General features: G+C 62.9%; 21 protein-coding genes, 1 tRNA gene and 1 pseudogene. 11 read left to right on the forward strand and 12 right to left on the reverse strand.

Annotation, left to right across the window (positions count from 1 at the left end; translation table 11 throughout):
* Positions 1 to 253: 253 nt before the first annotated feature.
* From yidC to rpmH, 3 genes are read right to left on the reverse strand one after another with little or no spacing between them, the layout of a single operon-like run.
* Positions 254 to 2,119 (reverse strand): membrane protein insertase YidC, encoded by a 1,866-nt coding sequence (yidC, locus tag H7H34_RS02850; protein ID WP_185924179.1) that lies wholly within the window; start codon positions 2,117 to 2,119, stop codon positions 254 to 256.
* Positions 2,120 to 2,137: 18 nt separating this feature from the next.
* Positions 2,138 to 2,584 (reverse strand): ribonuclease P protein component, encoded by a 447-nt coding sequence (rnpA, locus tag H7H34_RS02855; RefSeq protein WP_371811345.1) that lies wholly within the window; start codon positions 2,582 to 2,584, stop codon positions 2,138 to 2,140.
* 36 nt (positions 2,585 to 2,620) lie between these two features.
* Positions 2,621 to 2,755: a 50S ribosomal protein L34 gene (gene rpmH, locus H7H34_RS02860; RefSeq protein ID WP_067220180.1), complete on the reverse strand. Its 135-nt coding sequence runs from the start codon at positions 2,753 to 2,755 to the stop codon at positions 2,621 to 2,623.
* A 401-nt stretch (positions 2,756 to 3,156) separates the two neighbouring features.
* On the opposite strand from rpmH, the gene H7H34_RS02865 reads away from it, so the two are divergent.
* The 5 genes from H7H34_RS02865 to H7H34_RS02885 all read left to right on the forward strand — a co-directional run bounded on the left by H7H34_RS02865 (position 3,157) and on the right by H7H34_RS02885 (position 8,267).
* Entirely contained in the window at positions 3,157 to 3,993 is an 837-nt protein-coding gene (locus tag H7H34_RS02865; RefSeq protein WP_185924180.1) for a DUF547 domain-containing protein, read from the forward strand.
* A complete protein-coding gene (locus H7H34_RS02870; RefSeq protein WP_371811346.1) occupies positions 3,983 to 4,831 on the forward strand; it encodes a TVP38/TMEM64 family protein in 849 nt (282 codons plus the stop codon). Before H7H34_RS02865 ends, H7H34_RS02870 begins: the two co-directional genes overlap by 11 nt.
* Before the next feature lie 60 nt (positions 4,832 to 4,891).
* Positions 4,892 to 6,322 carry a dihydrolipoyl dehydrogenase family protein gene (locus H7H34_RS02875; RefSeq protein ID WP_185924181.1) on the forward strand — a complete coding sequence of 477 codons (1,431 nt, stop codon included), beginning with the start codon at positions 4,892 to 4,894 and terminating at the stop codon, positions 6,320 to 6,322.
* Positions 6,323 to 6,425: 103 nt separating this feature from the next.
* A complete protein-coding gene (locus H7H34_RS02880; protein ID WP_209006139.1) occupies positions 6,426 to 8,000 on the forward strand; it encodes a sensor histidine kinase in 1,575 nt (524 codons plus the stop codon).
* A 190-nt stretch (positions 8,001 to 8,190) separates the two neighbouring features.
* Positions 8,191 to 8,267: transfer RNA gene (locus tag H7H34_RS02885), tRNA-Arg, on the forward strand.
* Positions 8,268 to 8,381: 114 nt separating this feature from the next.
* Here the strand turns inward: H7H34_RS02885 and H7H34_RS02890 are convergent.
* The 3 genes and pseudogenes from H7H34_RS02890 to H7H34_RS02900 all read right to left on the reverse strand — a co-directional run.
* Positions 8,382 to 8,897: pseudogene (locus H7H34_RS02890) on the reverse strand (replication initiator protein A); the annotation flags it as partial.
* Positions 8,898 to 9,167: a helix-turn-helix transcriptional regulator gene (locus tag H7H34_RS02895; RefSeq protein WP_185924182.1), complete on the reverse strand. Its 270-nt coding sequence runs from the start codon at positions 9,165 to 9,167 to the stop codon at positions 8,898 to 8,900.
* A 205-nt stretch (positions 9,168 to 9,372) separates the two neighbouring features.
* Positions 9,373 to 9,594, reverse strand: a complete 222-nt coding sequence (locus H7H34_RS02900; protein WP_092715099.1) for a helix-turn-helix domain-containing protein — start codon at positions 9,592 to 9,594, stop codon at positions 9,373 to 9,375.
* Positions 9,595 to 9,729: 135 nt separating this feature from the next.
* Here H7H34_RS02900 and H7H34_RS02905 point away from each other — a divergent pair, with 135 nt between their 5' ends.
* Positions 9,730 to 10,035: a DNA -binding domain-containing protein gene (locus H7H34_RS02905; protein ID WP_185924183.1), complete on the forward strand. Its 306-nt coding sequence runs from the start codon at positions 9,730 to 9,732 to the stop codon at positions 10,033 to 10,035.
* A 2-nt stretch (positions 10,036 to 10,037) separates the two neighbouring features.
* On the opposite strand, the gene H7H34_RS02910 is transcribed toward H7H34_RS02905, so the two are convergent.
* The 4 genes from H7H34_RS02910 to H7H34_RS02925 all read right to left on the reverse strand — a co-directional run bounded on the left by H7H34_RS02910 (position 10,038) and on the right by H7H34_RS02925 (position 12,669).
* Positions 10,038 to 10,547, reverse strand: coding sequence for a DUF2285 domain-containing protein (locus tag H7H34_RS02910; RefSeq protein WP_185924184.1), 510 nt, complete (start codon positions 10,545 to 10,547; stop codon positions 10,038 to 10,040).
* A gap of 70 nt (positions 10,548 to 10,617) precedes the next feature.
* On the reverse strand, positions 10,618 to 10,821 hold the full coding sequence (locus tag H7H34_RS02915) for a transcriptional regulator domain-containing protein (protein ID WP_185924185.1): 204 nt from the start codon (positions 10,819 to 10,821) through the stop codon (positions 10,618 to 10,620).
* A 307-nt stretch (positions 10,822 to 11,128) separates the two neighbouring features.
* Positions 11,129 to 11,971 carry a DUF932 domain-containing protein gene (locus tag H7H34_RS02920; RefSeq protein ID WP_185924186.1) on the reverse strand — a complete coding sequence of 281 codons (843 nt, stop codon included), beginning with the start codon at positions 11,969 to 11,971 and terminating at the stop codon, positions 11,129 to 11,131.
* A gap of 380 nt (positions 11,972 to 12,351) precedes the next feature.
* On the reverse strand, positions 12,352 to 12,669 hold the full coding sequence (locus H7H34_RS02925) for a DUF736 domain-containing protein (RefSeq protein ID WP_185926414.1): 318 nt from the start codon (positions 12,667 to 12,669) through the stop codon (positions 12,352 to 12,354).
* Positions 12,670 to 13,558: 889 nt separating this feature from the next.
* Between H7H34_RS02925 and H7H34_RS02930 the strand changes: the two genes are divergently transcribed.
* Both H7H34_RS02930 and H7H34_RS02935 read left to right on the forward strand, forming a co-directional pair.
* Positions 13,559 to 14,446 (forward strand): hypothetical protein, encoded by an 888-nt coding sequence (locus H7H34_RS02930; protein WP_185924187.1) that lies wholly within the window; start codon positions 13,559 to 13,561, stop codon positions 14,444 to 14,446.
* A gap of 340 nt (positions 14,447 to 14,786) precedes the next feature.
* A complete protein-coding gene (locus H7H34_RS02935; RefSeq protein WP_185924188.1) occupies positions 14,787 to 16,163 on the forward strand; it encodes a hypothetical protein in 1,377 nt (458 codons plus the stop codon).
* Positions 16,164 to 16,325: 162 nt separating this feature from the next.
* Here the strand turns inward: H7H34_RS02935 and H7H34_RS02940 are convergent, their stop codons facing one another.
* Entirely contained in the window at positions 16,326 to 18,419 is a 2,094-nt protein-coding gene (locus H7H34_RS02940) for a ParB/RepB/Spo0J family partition protein (protein WP_185924189.1), read from the reverse strand.
* Positions 18,420 to 18,940: 521 nt separating this feature from the next.
* Between H7H34_RS02940 and H7H34_RS02945 the strand changes: the two genes are divergently transcribed.
* From H7H34_RS02945 to H7H34_RS02955, 3 genes are read left to right on the forward strand one after another with little or no spacing between them, the layout of a single operon-like run.
* Entirely contained in the window at positions 18,941 to 19,735 is a 795-nt protein-coding gene (locus H7H34_RS02945; RefSeq protein ID WP_185924190.1) for a helix-turn-helix domain-containing protein, read from the forward strand.
* Positions 19,710 to 21,245, forward strand: a complete 1,536-nt coding sequence (locus H7H34_RS02950; protein ID WP_185924191.1) for a GNAT family N-acetyltransferase — start codon at positions 19,710 to 19,712, stop codon at positions 21,243 to 21,245. The genes H7H34_RS02945 and H7H34_RS02950 overlap by 26 nt, the downstream gene beginning before the upstream one ends.
* Entirely contained in the window at positions 21,242 to 21,787 is a 546-nt protein-coding gene (locus H7H34_RS02955) for an ATP-binding protein (RefSeq protein ID WP_185924192.1), read from the forward strand. The genes H7H34_RS02950 and H7H34_RS02955 overlap by 4 nt, the downstream gene beginning before the upstream one ends.
* Before the next feature lie 27 nt (positions 21,788 to 21,814).
* Here the strand turns inward: H7H34_RS02955 and H7H34_RS02960 are convergent, their stop codons facing one another.
* Positions 21,815 to 22,615: an HNH endonuclease gene (locus H7H34_RS02960; RefSeq protein WP_185924193.1), complete on the reverse strand. Its 801-nt coding sequence runs from the start codon at positions 22,613 to 22,615 to the stop codon at positions 21,815 to 21,817.
* Between the last annotated feature and the right edge of the window lie 328 nt (positions 22,616 to 22,943).

Here is a 22,943-nt window from a genome sequence, read left to right on the forward strand (position 1 = left end):
CGTACCTCGGCCCGGAAAGGGCCCTGGCGCAGCGTTTCGGCAATGTCCGGGCGCGGAGCCGCCGTCCTCGGCAGCTGCTCGCGCCATCTTCAGGCGATCCTGTTCATCGACCCTCTCCCCGAAATTGGTTCGGATTTAATGGGTGTCCCGTGCCGCCGCCGCAACCCTTGTGCGGCGAGAGGAACGAAAATGGCCCCGGAGGGTTGCTCCGGGGCCACACTTCGACTTTGCGGTGCCTGCGATGGCGGGCGGATTACTTCGCCTTGGGCTTGTCGGCCTTGGCCTTGTCTGTCGCGGGCTTTTCTGCCGGCTCGTCCTTCTTTCGTCCGAAGGTGCCCCGCAGGTTGTCCCAGAGCTCCACCTTGACGCCCTGACGGCGCATGATGATCCACTGCTGGGTGATCGACAGGGAGTTGTTCCAGGCCCAGTAGATCACCAGACCGGCCGGGAACGAGGCCAGCATGAAGGTGAACAGGACCGGCATCCAGGTGAAGATCATCTGCTGGGTCGGGTCCGGCGGGGCCGGGTTCATCTTCATCTGGACGAACATGGTGACGCCCATGATCAGCGGCCAGATGCCGAGCATCAGCATCTGCGGCGGATCCCAGGGGATCAGGCCGAACAGGTTGAACAGCGACGTGGGATCGGGCGCCGAAAGGTCCTGGATCCAGCCGAAGAACGGCGCGTGCCGCATCTCGATGGTGACGAACAGCACCTTGTAGAGCGCGAAGAAGACCGGGATCTGCACCAGCACCGGCAGACAGCCTGCCAGCGGGTTGATCTTCTCCTTCTTGTACAGCTCCATCAGGGCTTGCTGCTGCTTCTGCTTGTCGTCCTTGTAGCGGTCGCGGATCTCGACCATCTGCGGCTGCACGAGCTTCATCTTGCTCATGGAGACGTAGGACTTGTTGGCAAGCGGGAAGAAGATCGCCTTGATGACGACAGTCACCAGCAGGATCGCCACGCCGAAGTTGCCGACCAGGCGGAACAGGTAGTCGATGAAGAAGAACAGCGGCTTGGTCAGGAAGTAGAACCAGCCCCAGTCGATCAGCAGCTCGAACTGCTTGATGCCGAGGTTCTCCTCGTAGGCGTCGAGCTTGGCCGTCTCCTTGGCGCCGGCGAACAGGCGCGTGGTGGCGCTCGCCGCAGCGCCCGGCTCGACGCGCAGGGCCGCACCCAGATAGTCGGCCTGGAAGTTGTCGGTCGCCTGGGCATAGGAGAACTGCGGCTGGAAGTCGCCGTCGCCCGTGGGAACGAGGGCGGCTGCCCAGTACTTGTCGGTGATGCCGAGCCAGCCCTGGTTGACGGCGGCCGGACGGATGCGGCCGCTCTCCTGCAGGTCGTCGTAGTCGACCTCGGACAGGCCGGCATCGCCGAACACGCCGATCAGGCCCTCATGGAGAATGTAGAAGCCGGCGGTGTGCGGCGTGCCGTTGCGCACGATCATGCCGTAGGGGTAGACCTGCACGGCCTCGGCGCCGGTGTTGCGCACGCGCTGCTCGACGGTGAACATGTAGTCCGCGTCGATGGAGATGACCCGCTCGAAGACAAGGCCCGCGCCATTGTCGAAGGTCAGCGTCACCGGGGTCTGCGGCGTCAGCGTCGCGCCTTGCGGAGCCTGCCACACGGTGTTGGCGTCCGGCAGGGCGACGGAGGCACCCGGATCGGCGGTCAGGCCGAAATCAGCGTAATAGGGGTTCGGCGCGCCCTTGGGCGAGAACAGCACGATGGTCGGGCTGTCCGGGTCGACGGTCTCGCGATAGTCCTTCAGGCGGATATCGTCGATGCGGCCGCCGACGAGATTGATCGAGCCGCCGACGCGCGGGGTGTCGATGGCAACGCGCGAGGAGGTTTCCAGCGCCTGTTCGCGGGTAAGCCCGGTGGCGACCGGGCCGGCGCTGCCGGGAACGCTCGCGCCGCCCTGGCCGGCGGCGGGAGCCGCGCCGGGCGTCTGCGGGGCCGGGGTTCCGTCGGCCGTGGCCTGCTCGCTCTGGGACGCCTGCTGCTGGGCAAGCTCACGCTGCTTGTCGAGCTGCGGCTGGGCGACGAAATACTGCCAGCCCAGCAGGACGATCAACGACAGGACGATAGCCAGGATCGTGTTACGGTTTTCGGCCATTGTCGGCGTTCACCTTCGTTATTCGCTGGAAGTTTCGCTGCGGCGGTCGCTGCCGCCACGACGCTGTTCGGGATTTGCCGGGGAAGGGCGCTTGCGGTGGCGCGGCCGCGGCACGTCTCCGCCCGAAAGCGGCGCGCGGGCCAGGCACTGCCCGATCTCCCGCACAAGGTCGCCGAAATCGGCGGACAGGGCTCCGCGCCGGCCGACCAGCACATAGTCGACATCGTCGCGCGCCTGCTCAGCGGCGGCGCGCACGGCAGCACGAAACCTGCGGCGGATGCGATTGCGCTCCACCGCGTTGCCGGTCTTCTTGGTGACCGTGTAGCCGATGCGCGGGCCGTCCTCGCTGGCGGCGGCCTGCATGACAAAAGCACGCCGAGAGGTCCGGCCGCCCTTTGCGACGGCCAGGAACTCGGCGCGCTTCTTCAGCGTCGGCAATGTTGTGCGCGGCGGGGGCTGGATCACCGAAACGACTCCTTTGCCCGCCCGCCCAGGCCTGCTTTACGCGCTCAGCCGCTTGCGGCCCTTGGCGCGACGGCGGGCGAGAACCTGGCGGCCGTTCTTCGTGGCCATCCGGCTGCGGAAGCCGTGGCGGCGCTTGCGGACGAGGCGGCTCGGCTGATAGGTGCGCTTCATTGTCTTCTTCCCGCGCGCTGAGGGGCGCGCGGCCCTGGTTATCGAATTTTTCTGGTGGTCGACCCCGGCCGGCCCAGGTCCTCAAGACCGGTCAGACGGAGGCGTCGTGGGCGCCGCATAAGTCAGCACGACCCGATTGCCGGGCTTATACGGGCCGAACCGGATGAAGTCAACGACAAGCGGTGCGTCGGGAGCGCGCAGGAAGCGCAGGTTTTCCCCTCTTTGCGCAAGTTTCCGCCTCGTCGGCGCCCGCGCCCGGCTCATGGCCGGCTCAGGATCGGCTCACGCGGGCCTCACGGGCCCCGCCCGCAGGTTCAATTCCCGGTGAGAGCAACCGATTCTGCGACCTCCCGGCCCCATATCGGCGTTAGAACTCCAGCAAGGCCAAGGGGAGAAGCGCGATGGCGTGGAGGCGACAAACCGTAAAGACGCAGGCGGATGCCGCAAACGATGCCGGCGGCACGCGTCTGTCGCGCCGCGTGGTGATCGCGGGAATCGGCGCAGCAGCCCTTGCCCGCTCGCCACGCGCCGAGGCGGCCGAACCCTCGCACGAGGCCTTCACCGAATTGCTGCAGCGCTACGTGGTGGCGGGCGGCGACGGCCTCAACCGGGTCCGCTATGCCCGCTTCCGCGAGGAGGGGCGCGCAGCGCTCGACCGCTATATCGAGAGCCTTGCCGGGGTCGCCGCCTCGCGCCTGCCGCGCGGCGAGGCCTTCGCCTATTGGGTCAATCTCTACAATGCGGTCACGCTGCAGGTGGTGCTCGCCCACTATCCGGTCGCCTCGATCCGCGACATCGACCTCGGCGGGGGCTTCTTCTCCCGCGGGCCCTGGCGCAAGGCCCTGGTGCGCGTGGAGGGGCGGGACCTGTCGCTCGACGACATCGAGCACGAGATCCTGCGAAAGCGCTGGCGCGAGCCGCGCGTGCACTATGCCGTCAACTGCGCCTCGATCGGCTGCCCCAATCTGGCGCGGCGGGCCTATCGCGCCCGCGACCTGGAGCGGATGCTGGACGAGGGCGCGCGCGCCTATATCAACCACCCGCGCGGGGTGGAGGCACGCGAGGGCGGCTTGCGCGTGTCGCGCATCTACAGCTGGTTCGACGAGGACTTCGGCAGCGAGCGCGACCTGCGCCGCCACTGGCGCAGCCATGCGGACGCAACGCTCGCCGCAAGGCTCGATGCTAACCCGCCGGTCATCGGTTACGACTACGACTGGAGGCTGAACGATGCGCGCTGAGGCGGAGACCTCGGCGGTCGCGGCGGACGGGGGGAAGACACCCATGGACAGCGGCAAGGGCGGGACGGGAAAGACCGGCGGGGCGGCACGCCGCCCCTCGCTGCGCCGTTTCCTGCCGCTGGCGGTGATCCTGGCGGCGATGGCGCTCGGCTATGCCTTCGGCCTGCACGAACATCTGAGCCTGTCCGAACTGATCCGCCGCCGGGCCGAGCTCGCCGGGCTCGTTTCCGAAAATCTGTGGCTTGCCGTTGCCGGCTTCGCGGCCGTCTATGTGTCGGCGGTGGCGCTGTCCTTTCCCGGCGCCTCGCTGCTGACCGTGCTCGGCGGCTTCCTGTTCGGCTGGGCCCTCGGCGGCACCGTGGTCGCCTTTGCCGCGACCATTGGCGCTGGGCTGATCTTCCTGGCCGCGCGCATGTCGCTCGGCGAGACGCTGGCGGCGCGCGCCGGGCCCTTTCTGTCGCGTCTGGCGGAAGGCTTTCGCGAGGATGCGTTCCATTATCTCCTGTTCCTGCGCCTTGCCCCGGTCTTCCCGTTCTGGCTGGTCAATGTCGCCCCCGCGGTCTTCGGCATGCGACTGCGGCCCTACCTGCTCGCGACCTTCGTCGGCATCCTGCCGGGAACCTATGCCTATGCCTTCATCGGCGCCGGGCTCGACAGCGTGATCGCGGCGCAGGAGGCGGCTGCGCCCGGCTGCGCGGCGGCCGGCACCTGCAGCATCGAGCTTTCCGCGCTGGTGACCCGCGAGCTGGTGCTGGCCTTTGCAGCGCTCGGGCTGGCGGCACTCATTCCCGTTGCCTTGCGAAAGTGGCGCGGCCGAGCAAAACCGCCCGGCACCTGACACCGCCAACCGATCGTCCGCCCGTTTCGTGTTTCCTTCCTGTTAGCAAGGGCCCAACCGATGTCCCGTCTCCTCACTCCCGATATCTGCGTCATCGGTGCCGGCAGCGGCGGGCTCTCCGTCGCGGCGGCGGCTGCCGCCTTCGGCGTCGACACCGTGCTGATCGAGAAGGGGGAGATGGGCGGCGACTGCCTGAACTACGGCTGCGTGCCCTCCAAGGCGCTGATCGCCGCCGGCAAGGCGGCGCGTCATGCTGAGGAGGCCGAGCGCTTCGGCATCACCGTGCCGCGCGTCGATGTCGATTTCGCCGCGGTCAACGACCATGTCCGCAAGGTCATCGCCACGATCGCCCCGCATGATTCGCAGGAGCGTTTCGAGGGTCTGGGCGTCACGGTGATCCGTGCGCCAGCGCGCTTTCGCGATTCCCGCACGGTGGTGGCGGGAGAGGCGGAAATCCGCGCCCGCCGCTTCGTCGTTGCCACCGGCTCCTCGCCGCTGGTGCCGCCGATCCCGGGCCTCGAGGGGGTGCCCTGGCACACCAACGAGACGATCTTCACCTTGCGCGAGTGCCCGGGCCATCTCCTGGTGATCGGCGGCGGGCCGATCGGCCTGGAACTGGCGCAGGCCCATCGCCGGCTCGGCGCCCGCGTCACCGTCGTCGAGGCGGCCCGCGCCATGCCGCGCGAGGACCCGGAGCTGGCCGCGCTCGTGCTGGAGCGGCTGCGCGCAGAGGGCGTCGAGCTGATCGAGGGGGCGAGCGTCACCGCCGTGTCCGGCACGGCCGGCGCGATCCGCCTCACGCTGGGCGAGGGCGACACGGCGCGGGAGATCGAGGGCACGCATCTGTTGCTGGCCGTCGGCCGCAAGGCCAATGTCGAGGGGCTGGGCCTGGAGGAGGCGGGCATCGCGTTCGACCGGCGTGGCATCACCGTGGGCGCGAACCTGCGCAGCTCCAACCGCCGGGTCTATGCCATCGGCGACGTCGCCGGCGGCCTGCAATTCACCCATGTCGCGGGCTATCACGCCGGGGTGGTGATCCGGGCGCTGCTGTTCCGCCTGCCGGCCAGGGAAACCCGCGAGATCATCCCGCGGGTGACCTTCACCGATCCGCAGATCGGCCATGTCGGCTTGAGCGCGGAGGAGGCGCGGGCCCGCTTCGGAACAGCGCGGGTGCGGGTGCTGGAAGCCGCCTTTGCCGGCAACGACCGGGCGCAGGCCGAAGCGCGCACGGACGGGCTGGTGCGGCTGGTCGCCGGGCGCGGCGGGCGCATCCTCGGGGCGAGCGTCGTGGGGGCGGGGGCGGGCGAGATGACCAACCTCCTGTCGCTCGTCGTCGCCCGCAAGCTGGGCGTGCGTGACCTCGCCGGTTTCGTCTCTCCCTATCCGTCCCTTTCGGAAGCGGTTCGCCGCGCGGCGATTTCCTATTATGCTGACAGTGCGCGCAACCCGTGGATTCGCCGCCTCATCCGCTTTCTAGCCCGGTTCGGCTGAGGCGAGGGGCACGGCGGACAGGCGGGACTGCGCCGGAAACGGGGCGTGGCGTTTTGGCCGACCGGCGGGCAGGCGGGACGGCAAGACAGCGACAGGGTGGCCATTGAGCGCACCGCATCATGACGAGACGTCCCGCGGGGACGCAGCGGCGCGAGGCCGGTCCGCGTCGCCCGATCCCGTGCGCGCGGCCCCGGAAGGCGCGGGCCGCCGCCGCCGCTGGGGCGGCCTGTCGGGCAAGCTGCTGATTCTCACCGTGCTCTTCGTGATGCTGAGCGAAGTGCTGATCTTCGTGCCGTCCGTCGCCAATTTCCGCAATACCTGGCTTACCGACAAGCTGACCATCGCCGGCGTTGCCGCCAGCGTGCTGGTGGAGGCCGACATGGTGTCCCCGGCGGTGCAGGCGGAGCTGCTGCGCGCCACCGGCGCGCTGGCCGTCGCCCTCGACGAGGGAGAGCGCCGCCGCCTCATCGCAATGGTCGAGACGCCGGGCGAGATCGACCGCACGGTCGACATGGGCAAGGCCGATGCGATGACCTCGGTGCTCGAAAGCTTCGCCATCCTGCTGTCCTCCGGCGACGGACAGATGCGCGTCATCGGCCCCACCCAGATGGGCATCGGCGGGCGGGTCGACATCGTCATGCCGGAAGCCAGTCTGCGCAACGCGATGTGGGCCTTTTCGGTGCGCATCCTGGCGCTGTCGCTGGTGATCTCGGCGATCACGGCGGCGCTGGTCTACCTGTCGCTGCGCTGGCTCCTGGTGCGGCCGATGCAGCGGCTGACGCGCTCCATGGCCCGCTTCCAGGCCTCGCCCGAGGATCCCACCCTGATCATCGCGCCCTCGCGCCGCGACGACGAGGTGGGCGATGCCGAACACAGCCTTGCGGCGATGCAGGCGACGCTGACCGAGACGCTGAAAAGCCGCCGGCAGCTCGCCGATCTCGGCCTTGCCGTCTCCAAGATCAACCACGACCTGCGCAACCTTCTCGCCTCCGCGCAGCTGTTTTCCGAGCGCCTCGAGCATGTCGCCGATCCGACCGTGCAGCGGCTGGCACCGAAGATCCTGGCGACGCTCGACCGCGCCGTCGGCTACACCAGCTCGGTGCTGGCCTATGGCAGTGCCCGCGAGGCGCCGCTGCGCCGCCGCCTGGTGCGGCTCGATCTGCTGGTGCGCGATGTCGGCGAGGTGTTGGGCCTGTCGGCGGACGGGGCTGTCGCCTTCGAGAACCGTGTCGGCGAGGGGGCGGAGGTGGAGGCCGATCCCGAGCAGTTGTTCCGCGTGCTGATGAACCTGTGCCGCAACGCGGTGCAGGCGCTGGAGCAGTCGGGCTCCGATATGCTGGTGCGCCGGGTGATCGTCGAGGCCGATTGCCGGGCAGGGGAGGTGGTGGTGCGGGTGCGCGACACCGGGCCCGGCGTGCCGCCGGCCCTGCGCGAGAAGCTCTTTCGTCCGTTCCAGTCCGCCGCCCGGCGCGGCGGCACCGGTCTGGGGCTGGCCATTGCCGCCGAGCTGGTGCGCGCCCATGGCGGCGATATCTGCCTGGTGGAGCGGGCGGGGCCGGGCGCGGAGTTCGAGATCCGCCTGCCGCGCAGCGCCCCGGACGATCCGGCAAGTGGCGGGCAGGACAGGGAAATGGCGGAATCCGGCCGCGTTGCAGCCTCTCTCGACACAAGCGGATGAGAGCGTCCCGGCAGCTTATCAACAGGCTGTGGGGATACGCAAAAAAGTCGAAGAAAAAACGCGTGCGGTCGCTTGCAATCGGCGTAGGACCAGAGTAGAGATTGCGCCCTGTCCGGAGGCGATGCCACGGACGGACCGCCTCGCCTCGTGTCTGACGCTTCTCGTCTGATGCGGCGGCATGATGGCCTAAGCACCGGTAGCTCAGCTGGATAGAGCACCAGACTACGAATCTGGGGGTCGGGAGTTCGAATCTTCCCCGGTGCGCCATTTCCCAACAGAACCATGAACGCCGAACGCCGCCGTTTCCGCGCCAGAAGCGGCGACCAGCGTTCAAGGCAGTTCCGAATTCGACACGATGATGCGAACCACGGTGTGGGCGACCTCGACGCGGCCGGCGCGCGTCGTCATCTCCTCCCACTCGTTGATCCACGAGAATTGCCGACGCCGCCAATGCGGGCCGTTGCGGATCGTCGTGGCGATGACAGTGGATTGCAGGCGCGCGAGCGCGGCCTTCAGCAGCACGTATTGGCGGTTGCCAGTCGGCCGCCCGATGGCGCGCAGCAGATGATAGGGCGTGAAGCGGAAGAAGCGCGAGGTGCGCAGGCCGTCGTTCTCGGCCGCGACGATCTGCGAGGCGGCCCATATCAGCACGTCGGCGTCCCAGATGGTCGCCATGCCGTGTTCGGGCATGGCGAGCACCTGCACCTCGACATCGGCCGCCTTGTAGAGAATGGGTTTGGTGCGCGGCGTCTTCGCCAGCGAGAAGAAGGGTCGTTCCATGAGGTCGCGCTGGTCGCGCGGGGCGGCATCGCCGGTCGCCACCACGAAGGGGTTGAGATGGCTGCGCTCGCTCGCATCGGTCGGCTGCGCGGGTCTATGATCGTCGTCGCGCAGCATTCAGCACTTGCCCCGCTCTTCGGGCGTCAGCGGACGCGCGGGGAAAACCGTGCCGTCCGTCGTCTCGCGGGTGGATTTGCGGGTGCCGATCTCCGACCAGGATTCGAGGTCGTGGACGGTGTAGAGGACGCGCCCGCCAATCTTGCGATAGGTCGGGCCGGTTCCGTAGGTCCGGTGTTTCTCAAGGGTGCGGATGGAAATGCCGAGGAAGCGGGCAGCTTCCTGCGTGCGCAAAAGTCGTGGCGGCAGGCCCGCCAAGGGGTTGGCCATGGGATCACCTCTGGAGTTCGTCGTTAATGCGCGCCGCAGACAAAGCGGCGGGCTACGGCGAACCATGGCGAGGGATCGGCGGCGGGGGTAGCGTGCCGCATTTGCGCTCACGCGCTGGCGGCACCCCTCTGGCTGTTGTGGCTGGGATTGTCGTACGGTCGCTCGGCGGACCTAGCCAGCGACGTTCGGCCCTGTGATCGGCCTGCTATTTTGGCGCGCCGACCTTCTTCAGTAATTCGCCGGGCTCGATCTCAAGGGCATCGGCAATCTGGCCAAGGACGGTGACACTGGCAGATACGTCGCCACGCTCGATCGCACCGACATAGCGCATACTCAGGCCCGCCCGATCGGCGAGTTCTTCTTGCGTCAGCTTTTTATCATGACGTGCCCGACGCAGATTCCTCGCCATGACCTCCTTGAGATCCATGACAAGAGGGGAACCAGCATAGGAACGATCATTCTAGGAACGATCATTCCTATTCGTATCAAGCCATGCTATTCATCGGGTTGTCCTGAACTTGCTTCATTATGTCCGCGTTCCCGATGCATAAGGGCAGAATTCATGCCTGAACGGCCTCAGCTTGATCCAGATGTTGAAGATGAGGCTCCCAGCGGGCCAGATATCACAACCTATGACGAACAACACTACGTCACCTATCTGCGGCTGTTGGATGCCAGCCGAGACGGCGCGGACTGGCAGGAGGTCGCGCGCATCGTCCTGCACCGCGACCCCATCGCTGAGGAAGCGCGCAGCCGCCGTTGCTGGGAAAGCCATCTTGCCCGCGCGCAGTGGCTCTCAGGCTCAGGCTATCGGCGCATTCTGGAACAGGCGGTCGCACTGGCTGCGCGCGGTGGCGGGCAGGCTTAGGCTTATTTGCTCACAGCCTTGATGGGATAATGCAGGAGCAGCCGATAGCCGCCGCGCATCATCTTGATCCCGTGAGCGACGAGGCGACGGGCCTTATTCTTGCGCGGGTCGCCCTCGAAATCCTCTTTAGTGCCGCTGAAACCAAGCAAGACTTCGGCGACGGTGCGGTAGCTTTCGCCGCGCAAACGCGCGTCGAGCGCACGCAGGGATAGAATGTGCCACTGCCGAAGCTGCTCCGGCAGCGCGCGAAAATCAGGACCGGGCGGTCGGCCTTTGAGGGAGCGCCAAAGCCTCCGGGCGGCGTGAGCGCGCAGGTCGTAGAGGTCGTCCATCGGTAGGACTGTTCCATAGAAAGTCGCGGCGTCAGGAACGGCGTGGGGCAACCAGAATTGATGCGCTACGCCGTCGACCAGCCAGATGCCATGCCAGCCATCTGCGGCCTGGCGCAGATCGAGGCCGTCGAGATGCGCCAGCGTTATGATCGGCTCCGTTTCGCTGTCGTGATGCTGCACGGGAGAGAGCCATATGGCTTGCGGCTGAAGGCTTGGGCTCCAGAACAGCGATTGCCGATCCGATGGGGTTTCAGGATCGGTCGGAAAATCGCAGCCCCCAGCGTTGCATGAAGGCTTCCAACCGCTCCGGGTCTGGCTCGTGCGACGCGGTTATGGTTTGAAACTCGCGACGATACTCGTCATCGCGGCGAAGATATTCCCAGGCGAAACCGGCGGCGGGGATGCTCCTGGCAAATCTGTATGCCGCCGGAGAACGCCAGTCGATGCTCAGCATGGCGCTTCCTCTCTACACCTGACACACGCAAAGCAACGCCCGGATAGAGAACTTCAGGCATCGGTTGAAGCAACTGTAGCCGCGCTTTCGCGATAACTAGATCGGCTAACGCGATCAATTTCTTGGTTATTTTCTTCTTAACAGTGCCTACGTGTTTCTGCGAGACGGGCGTAGCCCGGCGAGCGCGGCCATGTTCTCGGGCACGGCCGCACCGCCGATCCGCAACGCCGGATCGGCGCGATTTTTTCCGCCACCGTGATCGCCGGGAGAGGCAGGGCGGCCGGGCCGGCGGCTGTCGCGTTCAGGGTCAAAGCCCCTTCAAACGCTGCATACCCTCCGCCAGCGTCCAGAGCGCGCGATTGAGGCCGACATTCTGGTCGATGCCGTTGATGGCGCGGGTCTGGGTGCGACGAATGCGGCCGTCTGACGCCTGGCGGCGTCCCCGCAATCCGCCCCGGATGAGATTTTCCTGAATGACGTTGAACGTGCTCCAGACGCTTTGCCCCGCATCCTCATGCCGCCGGGGCATGATGATCTGGTCCGGCTGAACCGGGCTTTCCTCTTCGCCGTAGCGGGCGACAAGGCTCGCCTCGGCCAAAACGCGCTGTTCGTCCCGCGAAAGCCGCGTTTCCTTCATGGTCTCGCTGGCGTCGATGAGGCGCGGGAAATCCTCGGCGACGGTATAGACGCCCTCGATGATCTGATCCTGAATGCCGCCCTTGTGGGGAACGCGGATTTCCTCGAAGCGCTCGCCCGCGATCATGCTGTTGGTGCAGACGAAACGCAGCATTCCGGCGAACATTTGATAGGCGCTCGTCCCATCATGGCTGTTCACGATGATGACTTCCGCCGCCTCCGGCTTGCCGATCCCGCCATCACGGCGCAGGCGCAGCATATGCTTGGCGTGGCCGTGATGGCTCCCGTCACGCGGAACCGACTGCACGGCGAAGAACGGGAACCAGCCCTCCCGGCGCAGCCCCTCCACGATGTCGATGGTGGGAACGTAGACGTAACGCTCCGAACGGCTGTCATGGGCCTCGCGGGCGAAGATGGACGGGACGTGCCGAAACAGGGCCTCATTGTCGAGCGGTTCGCGTCCGCTGATCTGGTGAGCATTGCGGCCGAACCGGGTGGCGAGCTGGTGATACATGGTCTTTCCTTCTGAGGGCTTGGGTTGAAGCGCAGCGCTGCGCTGCAACCCTGGCCGTCAGCGAGACCGGGGTAGAAAGGTGCAAGGGCGGCCGGGCCGCAGGGGGATCACCCGACCTGCACGGAACGGAGGAACGACGTGGAGGAAGGTTGGGGAGACCGGCCCGGCCGAGCGTCAGCGCTCCCTTGCGCCGCGCGAGGGCAGCGCCCTTAGCCAGGCTGCCGGCTGAAGCGCAGGCGCAAGCCGGAAAGAAGATCCGATCGGGATGCCGAAAATCTGAAAATCGAGATCCCTGATCCCGATCTCCCGGTTCCTTGAAGGCGGCGGACATGAGCATAGAGAAGCCCCGCTTGGCTAGCGGGGCTTCTGGAAGGCTGGCCTCAGTCGCCGTTGCGGCGGGACCAGATGAGGTTGTGGCCGCTGCCGTCTTCAGCTTCGACCAGGCTGGCGTAGAGCGGGGCCGGGAAGCTCGGATCGTCCAGCTTGACGGAGAGGTATTCGCGGCTGCTCTCGCGGGCGGTCTTCCTCCAGGCCGCGCCGAACTCCGTGGCGCCGGCGAAGATGCGGAAGTCGGGGCCGCGCTCGCTTTCGCCCTCGGCGGGGACGAACTTGGCCTTGACATTGAGGGTCAGGGTCTTGACCGCGCCGGTGAAGCCCGCGCCGTTTTCGTCCTTGGTGAAGGTGCCGATGGTCGCCATTGTCGTATTCCTTTTCCTGTCGAGCCGCACCATTGCGACCTCGATGCGGGTCGTGCGACCGGGGACGATCGGCCCCGCACCCTTCAGGGCTGGAACGAAGTGGAAGGCGGCCGGCAACGGCTTTTTTTCTTCGCGATGCAAAGCCGAAGGCGGCGGAAAAAAGCTGGCGACGGACGTTGCGGGAGACGAGCGAGGCGAAGCCGGTCCTCGGTCAGACCCATGCCAATCGAGATCGCGGATGGAGCGCCCGTTTCAGGAAATTAGGGAATACGGCAATGGCGGCCATCCCTCCGCCTCACCGCTCGAGAACTGAAACGGCGTAAGTTTCACTGGTCATGCTCCGCCCCCTGATCTTCATCGTCACGGCCCGGCTCGCCTCCGGTGGACGTAATCGACGCTCGGCCGCGCTTTGCTCCCTCGCTGGATTGATCGCGTCTGGTGCTGCCGAGAGTCTGCCCGCGGGATGCAGCGTGAATGCCTTGGCTCGCCACGCCGATCCGGGTTTCCCGCGCTGATTTGCTGCCTGCCGTGTGATCGACCGGGCGGAGCTACCCTATCTCACTGGTGGCGATGCGATGGCGACTGAGGCCAGTCTTTCGGGAGCCTCACCTGTGCGGGGCGCTCGCGAAATGACCGCCGCCGCGCTCTTGCGTTATGGGATTGAAGCCGAATGGCGGAAACGCGCCATAGGCGTGGTTCCGGCGCAGCCGAAAGCCCGGCCCGAAGGACAACGCCAATGCTCCGTCCCAAGCTTTCCTCACCATAGGAAAGCAGCGCAGGTTCTGATTGCCGTCAGGAGAGCAGCCTTTGACTTATTTCTGGTAGAACAGCAGCGATGCGGCACCTATGCTCGTCAACGTGACGATGCCATGATTGGCGGAATTGAAGGATGGTAGATTATTTAGCGGAAATATTGGATCAGGAGAGGCCGGCGCTTCTGATCGGCAACGGCATTAATCGGTACAACAGCAACGCAAGCTCTTCATGGGACGAACTTCTTGCCGTGCTCGCCCGAAAGCAAGGCCTCACACTCACCGAGAACGATGCCTCGGAAATGTCGAACACTGAATTCTTCGACATCCTTGACCTTGCTCGCCCGAAAGAGGATCGAAGCAACCTACAGGAAGAATTCTGTGATCTGATGGCCAAATGGTCACCCGCCGACCACCACGCAAAGATCGTAGGTTGGGCACAGCGACACCGGGCACCGATCATCACCGTCAATTTCGACGAGAATCTTTCCAAGGCGGTCGGGGCGCGGTTTTTTCGACGTGGCGAACATTTCACCCACTACTACCCTTGGAATTGCTACTTTTCAGATCGAGAGATCGGCAATCCACGGTCCAGCTTCGCGATCTGGCACGCGCATGGCATGGTGCGCTACAAGACAAGCATTCGCCTCGGTCTCACCCATTACATGGGCTCTGTCCAGCGCGCGCGCCCCTGGGTCTACAACCGCAGCGGCCTGCGCGCCAACGCCAAGATCAGCGAAAAGTCTTGGCTGGGCTCGGATACTTGGCTCGAAGTGCTCTTCTTCTGCCCGCTGGTTCTGATCGGCTTTGGTTTCGGCAAGGACGAGAATTTCCTTCGCTGGCTTTTTCTGGAACGTGCCCGCCTGCACAAGCTGAGACCCGACTGGACAGCGAAGACGTGGTTCGTAGGCGTTGGTTTGACAGGTCGGCAGCATCGACGTCCATTCCTTGAGGGACTAGGCATGGAAGTTGTGACTGCTCCTCAGTATATCGACATCTACGAAAATCCGGCTTGGCAACGATAGTCTGGTCCGCATATCCGCGCAGCGGAGTGTCAGGGGCTCGCATTCCAAGGAGCCTCGATCCCGGTCGGGCTTCTCGCGAAATGGCACCGCCGACACCGCGTTAGCGGTTGAGGCCGAATGGCGGAAACGCGGCGCGGGCGTTGTTCCGGCGCAGCCGAAAGCGCGGCCCAAAGGGCAACACCTCGTTATCACTTTACGCGTCTCAACTTCTAAGCTGGGTGGAAACGGTAATTGACGAGTATAATCGCTGCTTTCGCCCCTTTGGGAGTCGAAGATCGATAGAAATAACGAGCACCGCCTCGACGTACTGCGCAGAACACGAGAAGTCGGAGATTGAGCAGTGTCCACTGCGCGTATGAACCCATACCGTTTTGAAATTCTGGCGATGTGGTCACGTGCCGTACCACAATTTGCTCCCACCGTTGAGTGCTCCGTGTGGGCGACAGACGATGAACGCCTACTTGGCGTCGTAATCATGGATCTGACGGACAGGGACTATAATTTCGTTATCCTCGCGCGTGATGAGCGTGGTCGCTTTCGGGCGGTGGACGTCGGCGAAACTTACTTTACCCGACGCATGGCAGACGTCGCCTTGGCGAAGCGGCTGCCAGAGATAAGCAATTTGGAGGATGCGGCGTTTGAGCAAGGAGACGTGTCCGGCCGGTCTCTTGATCTCTTTACACCGCTGGTGCCAGCCGATCGGCAGCATCCTGACTTTCTGACGCTCGCCAATGGGCCGGCATTCTCGGCCGCCCGCGAAGTGATCGCGGAAATGGCGAACGTTTTCGACGATCCCGACGGCAACTTCGTGAAAGATTTCCAAACGACGGGGTTCAATAGCCGATTGTGGGAACTGTATCTCTTTGCGGTGCTTGTGGAGGAAGGCTTTAAACTGGACAGACGTCATCCACAACCAGATTTCATCGCCTCGAAGGGTGCACAAACCATCGCCATTGAGGCGACAACCGTGAATCCAAGTGTTGGGGATGACGGGAAACCCGTGGACCCGCCGCGACCAGAAAGGCCCGAAGACTTGGCGGAACTTCTTCGGGACTACATGCCGATCAAATTTGGCAGCCCGCTGTTTCAGAAGCTGAAGAAGAAGGACTGGGAGCGAAACCATGTGAAAGGATTGCCGTATGCCATCGCAATAGCGGATTTCCATGGCCCGCAGACAATGACTTGGTCTAGCTCAGCACTCTCGTCCTACCTGTTTGGTTTGCAACTAGAATTCAGACCGACTCCCGACGGAGGCTTGTCGTGGTCCTATCTACCGATTGAGAAGCATACCCATAGAACGAAAAGTATTCCCTCGGGCTTTTTCGACCAACCTGATTCTGAGAACGTGGCGGCTGTGCTTTTCACAAACGCCGGCACTCTGCCGAAGTTCAACCGAATGGGCGCTCTGGCAGATTTTGGTCATCCTGACGTTCGACTAATCCGTCGAGGAACGGTACTCAACCCCGATCCACAATCCGCCGTGCCTTTCCAAGTCTCGATCGATATTGATGATCCAAGCTACCACGACGGATGGGCAGACGAGTTACAAGTCTTTCATAACCCACATGCGCGCTACCCGCTGGATCGTCGCTTGTTTCCAGCCGCCACGCATCATTTCTTGGAGGACGGCGAGATAAAGTCATATCGACACGCGCCAACGTGGCTCGGTTCTGTGACGCTGATCCTCATGCCAAGTGCGGACAAGGATAGCCATTAAACTTCCAAATCCTGTTCTGATCCTTCGCCCATCTGCTTGCAGATACACTCTTCTACACTTTAGACAGTTGAGGTCATCCGGCCGCGCGGTGGAGCCGCGCGGCCGCGATTACTGATGGACTGATGGAAAGCCGGGACCGCTCACGCGGCCCCGGCCTCTCTTTTATTCCGCTGCGACAGCGAAATGGTCATCGATCTGCGCTTCCGGCGCGGTCTCGGCGGCGTCGGTGGCGAAAGCATCGGACTGCTGTTCCGCAAGCCATGCGGGCCGTTCGGTGCGCAGCACGGGCGGGAGCCAGCCGGTCCCGGCCAGAAGCTGTTCGGCGGCTTCGGCCATCTCCACCTTCTTCTTGTCCGCGATCCGCTCCGCCGCCTCGTTGCCGAGGGCTTCGCGCACGGCGGCGAGGATATGCGTCTTCGTGACGCGACCGAGATAGGTCCGCACGGTGGGCGTCCAGTGCGCCCTCATGTCGAGCGTTACCGCCGTCGCCAGCTTGTCCGCTGTCTCATGGGCGCGGCGCTTGCTGCTCTCCCAAGGCAGCTTCACCGCATTGACGGTCAGCGAGGCGCAATGCGCCAGCAACGCCATGAGGCTCGCATGGTCGAGACCGGCGACGAAGCCCCACAGGTCGGCAACATCGCGCGGCATGTCCGCCGCCCATCCGGCATGACGGTCGTTCAGCATCTTCGCTGCCGCCGTGTCCTCGATGCCGTCCGCGTGGGCGGCGAGGTAATTGCTGGTCGGGCTGATTTCGAGGCAATGGGCCGTGCTGCCGCCCCGATAGTAGGTCTGCGCGGCGAGCGTATGGACCACGGCGATCAGCGCCATATCCGGTTGCTCGCCAAGAGCCAGGCGCAGGCCAAGGGTGCGATGCGCGGTCAGTTCGCGGATGAGCGAATCCGACAGCGGTTTTCCGTCATCCCCGGCTTCTTCTTCCGGTTCCGGCTCGCTCGCGGAAACGTCGCCGCCTTCGCCGTCCTGCTCGTCGCCGCCGATGATCTCGCCATCGCTGTTGACGCGCACCCCCTCGATGACGGTTTCGCCATCCTCGGCGGCTTCCGGCTCCGGGGCCTCGTCCTCGGCCCGGATGAAACCGCGTTCGATACGGGCTTCGCCGTTATGGGCCACCACGACGAAAACGCCACCGCGCGCGATCTCGTCGGGATCGTAGGCGTTGCGCATGGCGTCGATCCGCTCGATCTCGGCTTCAAGCTCCGCGAAGCGGGCGTCCACTTCGAGCGGGAGATCAATATCGGCGTCCTCCCATTCCGCCGTCAAGCGCTCAAGCTCGTCCTGCACGGCGTCATAGTCAGCGGCGCTCGCTTCCGAAAGCTCCACCGAATGCGGATAGACGCGCCGCATCCCATGGGCGTGGGGGAAGTCGAGATAGGCGGCGGTCCATTTCCAGCCTTCGGCCTCCCGCACCTCGGCGGCGATCCGTTCCAGCTTCTCGATGGCGAGCCGGCCCAGAAGCGCGGGGTCTTCATAGAAGCCACCACGATCCTCGGTAAACAGGTCGCGGATGATGTTGCCGCCCGCTTCCGTATAGGCTTGCGCTCCGACGAAGATCGCGCAGCGGTCCGTCGACGCCACATTCATCTTGGTCAGGTCGCGCCGGATGTTCGACGGATCGCGGTTATAGGACAGGTTCTCATAGACGTGTTCCTGCCGCGCGTGATCGTCGGTGATGGCAAAGGCCATCAACTGATCCAAGGTCAGTTCGCCGTCGCGATAGACCTGCAACAGCTTGGGGCTGACCGCGCCGAGACGCATCCGCTGCTTCACCACATGGGCGGTCACGCCGAACCGGGCGGCAATTTCCTCCGCGCCCCATCCGCGATCTTCCGAAAGCTCGCGAAAGCGCTCGAACTCATCGGCGGGGTGAAGGTTCTCGCGGGTGACGTTCTCGTCAAGGCTGATCTCCGCCGCATCGTTCGCCATGTCGATGACGCAGCGGATGGGCTCGGTCTTCTTGATCTCCTTGCGCTTGACGCGCGGCATCTGCGCCTGCCTGCGGCCTTCGCCGATGCTGACGAGATAGAAGCCGGTCGGCTCGCCGCGTGCATCAAGCTCCTGCTCCACCACCAGATTTTGCAGGATGCCCTTGGCGGCGATGCTCGCCGCCTTCGCCTCGATAGATGCCTCGCTGTGCGGGGTCTTGCGGGCGTTCTTCGGGTGCTTCTTGAGCTTGTTGAGCGGGATGAAAACCGTTGCGCCATTTTCGACGGTCGGGGCGGTGTTTGCAGTCGTGATCATGGTCTTTCTCCTATGGGCTTGGGTTGGAGCGCAGCGCTGCGCTGCAACCCTGCCCGTCGGCGAGACCGGGGGGGTGCAAGGTGCAAGGGCGACCGGGACGGAGGGGGATCACCCGGCCTGCACAAGCGGATCGAAGCGGTTAGCGAAAGCGAGAAACACGCATCCGCGCGGAAGGCTGGGGAGACCGTCCTGGTCGAGCGTCAGCGATCCCTTGCGCCGCGCCAGGGGGGCGGCGCCCCCAAGCAACCGGCCCGGCCGGAGTGGATGGGTGGCCGGACATCAAGAGTAAATCCGAATTGTGGAGGCGAGTGTGTAATAGCTGAAAGTCCTGACATCGTGATCGATGCTGCTTATTGGGCGGATGCATGGACAGAAATACAATTAGTTCGGTCGCTCTCCGCAATCACATCATCAGCTAAAACTGTAGCTCAAGATAGCATGTAAATTTCTTGTCTCTGCCTCAATATTCCTTTAAGGGAATATTGAGGCAGGGGTGATTCGGAGAGCGACGGTGTGGAATGATGTCGGGTGAGCGCGAATTTATTGACGCCGTCCGGGTTGGCGATGGCGACGCGGGACGCGTCGTGGGTCAATCTCTCAGGGCGTTGAGGCTGGCCGCGGGCTTTACCCAACTTGAGATGGCCAAGCGTTTGGGCGTTGGCCAAGCGGCGATCTCCAAGATCGAACAACGAGGCGATGTCCAGATCTCCTCGTTGCAGCGCTATGTCGAGGCTCTCGGTGCCAGCTTGCGCATCGATGCAGCATTTCCAGTTCATTCGGAGTTCGGAGTACGGATCCAGGCCGAGCTTGGCGGGGCCGTTGCCGACGACGATCAGTATGTCCTTCCGATTTTTGGCGATCGCGACGATGCCCGCCCTGCAATGAGGGACATCGTTATCAGCATAAAGCCGAACTATTCAGGCAAGATATTTGATGGCGTTAAGACCATCGAGCTGAGAAGGCGTTTCCCGTTGTCGGTAGCTCCCGGCGCTACTGCCTATATTTATTCTACGTCGCCAGAAATGGCTTTGGTGGGCGCTATTAAAATTGAGAACGTTGAACGCCTTGAACTCTCTGTCCTTTGGAAAAGGCACGGCCGATCTGCATCGATCAAGAAAGCCGATTTTGACGAGTACTTTAGTGGCCTGGAGGAAGGCTTTGCACTAAGACTGTCGACGCCGCGCCGATTTACGAGGCCGCTGACCTTGTCTGAATTGAAGGAGCGATTTGGATTTAAGGCTCCGCAGTCTTTCCTCTACGCGAAGCCCGACCTTCAAAAGGCGCTCCGGAATGAGCACACAAACATATCTGATTGATACAAATGTAATTATTCATCTGGAAGACAATAAAACCGTAGAGCCGGCCTTTTCCGCACTTACAAGCCTCGCCGCCAAGCACAAGGTCGATATTTTCGTGCACGAGGCGGCGCGCGATGATGTTGGCCGCGACAAGGATACCGCCCGCCGAGCGATATCTCTGAGTAAACTCGGCAAATTTCAAACCCTGTCAAAAGTCCGCGGCTTGACCGCCGCAGAGCTTTTGAACGCGTTCGGGCCTCTTCCGAAACACAACGACATAGTCGACGCGACCCTGCTGCATGCTCTTCACATCGGCGCCGTGGACTTTCTTGTCAGCCAGGACAGAGGCCTCCACGAGCGGGCCAGGCGCCATTCTCCAGAACTCGGTCGCCGGGTGCTCTATGTAGCAGACGCTGTTCAGCTCCTTCGAACGACCTATGAGCCGATCGAAGCGCCGGTGCGTTTCATAGATGAGGTCGTCGCTCACGCGATACCTCTGGCGGACACTATCTTTGACAGTCTCCGCGAGGACTATCCCGGTTTCGATAAATGGTGGACGGAAAAATGCGTAAAGCAGCGGCGCCTCTGCTGGATCATCGAAGACGACGGAATTGCCGGCCTTCTCGTCAGAAAGGATGAGACGGGCTCGGACACCGACGCCACGGAAAAAGCCAACAAGATACTGAAGATCTGCACGTTCAAGGTTCGGCCGGAAAGACGCGGCCTTAAGCTCGGTGAGCTGCTTTTGAAGAAGGTCTTCTGGTTCGCTCAAAAGAACAAATATGACCTCGTCTATGTCACCACATATGAAGGACAGACCTCCCTCATTGATCTTCTTGAGTATTTCGGGTTCACCCATACTGCGACAAAAGAGGACGATGAGAGGGTCTATGAAAAACGTATGGGCACGCGCGCACCCACGCCGACAGATGGCGACAATCACTTTGATGTCCATCGGCTGAATTATCCGCGCTTCGCCATCGTGCCGGACACCGCAGCGTTCGGTATCCCGATCAAAGAGGGCTACCACGATATCCTCTATCCGGATCTCAAGCAGCAGAACCAGTTGGATCTCTTCGGAGCGCTTGGGTTGGGAGGAGGTCCGCGGCGACCGGGCAACACAATTCGAAAGGTGTATCTGTGCCGGGCACCATCCAATTTGGGCCCGCCAGGTTCAATCCTGTTCTTCTATAAGGGCAAATCGTCGTCTTCACCGTCGCAGGCCATGTCGGCAATCGGAATACTCGAGGACATTCGTTTTGCGCGATCCACCCGGGAGCTGCTCCAGATGACAGGTGGAAGATCGGTATATAGTGAAAAGGACCTTGAGGGCTGGCAGGCATCTGCCGAATCGCCCGTCAAAGTCATCAACTATCTGCTTGCCGCCTATATTGATCCGGCTATCGGGCTGAAGCAGCTCCAAGAGACCAAGGTTATTGCGGAGCATCCGCCTCAATCGATCTTTCGCATACCGCGTCCTCGTCTGGATGACCTGCTTTCGCAGATCGACCTTGGATTTCAAGCATGAGCAAGCGGAAGGTTATTGCCTTGGCGGGTTTGTCAGGCGTCGGGAAATCGACACTTCTCGACAATGCACGACGAACGCTTGTTTTCGAGCACTTGCAGGCCAGCGATCTCATTAAGGCGGAGAAGCAGGAGCGCCAAGGTAGGCCTGTCGCCCGCGATCTTCTGCGCGAGGGAAATATCGACGACAACCAAGCCCTTCTGATATCCGGCTTCATGAGGCGCGCGCCGGAAGAAGGATTGATCGTTCTCGACGGTCACACCATCATAGACACCCCTGATGGCCTGGTGGAAATTTCGCCTTCGGTTTTTTCGGCGATCGATGTTTCCCGCTTCGTTGTCCTGGTCGATGACGTTGAAAACATCGCGTTGCGACGTTTATCGGATACACGGAGAACGAGACCCGTCCGATCACACGAGGAGCTCGCTGAACATCAGGAACGGTCCGTATTTGCGGCCTATCGTGCGGCGCTCGCCCTCAGTGTCCCTCTGTTCGTTGTCCCCTTGAACGAACATCCGGATATCGCAATGTTTCTCAACCGATAGTTCGGTCCCCCAATGGAGGTGGCGTTGCTATTTGGGCATCGCGGCAAGGCCGCCATGCCTGTCGGTGTACAGTGGACTAAGGCCGCCGGTCTGCTCAAGCCAACGCCGATAGCCGGAAATTTCGGGTCCTCCCATGTTGATCGCAAACTCCACCCCGAATATCGCTAGGACAAAGAACCACTCGCTTTGATCAGTCACAAGAAAATCGAACTCGTGGACGATCTGTTCTGCGTTGCCTTCGGGCCCGTATGTCTTTCCGTCTTGATGATAAATGGTCCTGATGTGAATGGGCCACGGGCTGACATAACCCCTCCTGGCATGATCGCGCAGGACATCAAGCTGAGCCTCGTCACAAAGGTAGGCAACACCTGCGGGAAACTCGACAAGACGCAAGGCCATCGCTTCCAGCGCGATCTTCGCTAGGAATCGCGAGACAATTGGCGTATCGGGGAGTTCTCCGGCCAGCGGAAACAGCATCGTTCCTTCCTTAGCCTGGAGAACCCTCGCGAGATCCGGCTCGGAAACCTGAACCGACGTGAAATCATACTTCGGATATCGTGTAAGAAGCGCCGGTATATCCGGTGTTATCAATCCGCTTATCGATGGGATATTGCCGCGCTTGCTTTCAAGATCCTGTTGGAAACGCAACTGCCGAACGGCTGGCAGTTCCAGAAACGGCTTTTCGACCTTTCTGGAAAAGTAGTTGTTGCAGCCGTCGCATACGATGCCTCTCGGTAAAACATGCCGCTTGTTCCCCAATGATTCAGGAATGACATGCTCGACGCTTTTCGAGGAAGCGGACGGATTCTTGCAGAAAATGCAACGCACAAAACTTCCCCAAGCAACGAGTTAATTAAATCCAATACGCGACATAGGAATATAGATGATTTTAATGAGCAACGTGAGTGTCACAAGCCACGCGCATCTCCGGTGCGGTTCATAGCACCGACCGAGCGCGCCGACACTCATGCCGTCCAGAGTAACTTTCTAGCTGTCTGACATCGGCCATCCGCTCACTCTTCGAGAAGGTCGAGCATCCCGTCTCTCCCAAATCCCATCGTGGTGGAGCAGTATTCAGTGCAGGGAATCAGTTGACAGTGCATAATTGCTGCTGATGTTAGCGTCCGAGGAGCTGGTGTAATTTCATCGCCGTCGG

Origin of the sequence: Stappia sp. 28M-7 (assembly GCF_014252955.1) — a bacterium.
Classification (GTDB): Bacteria; Pseudomonadota; Alphaproteobacteria; order Rhizobiales; family Stappiaceae; genus Stappia.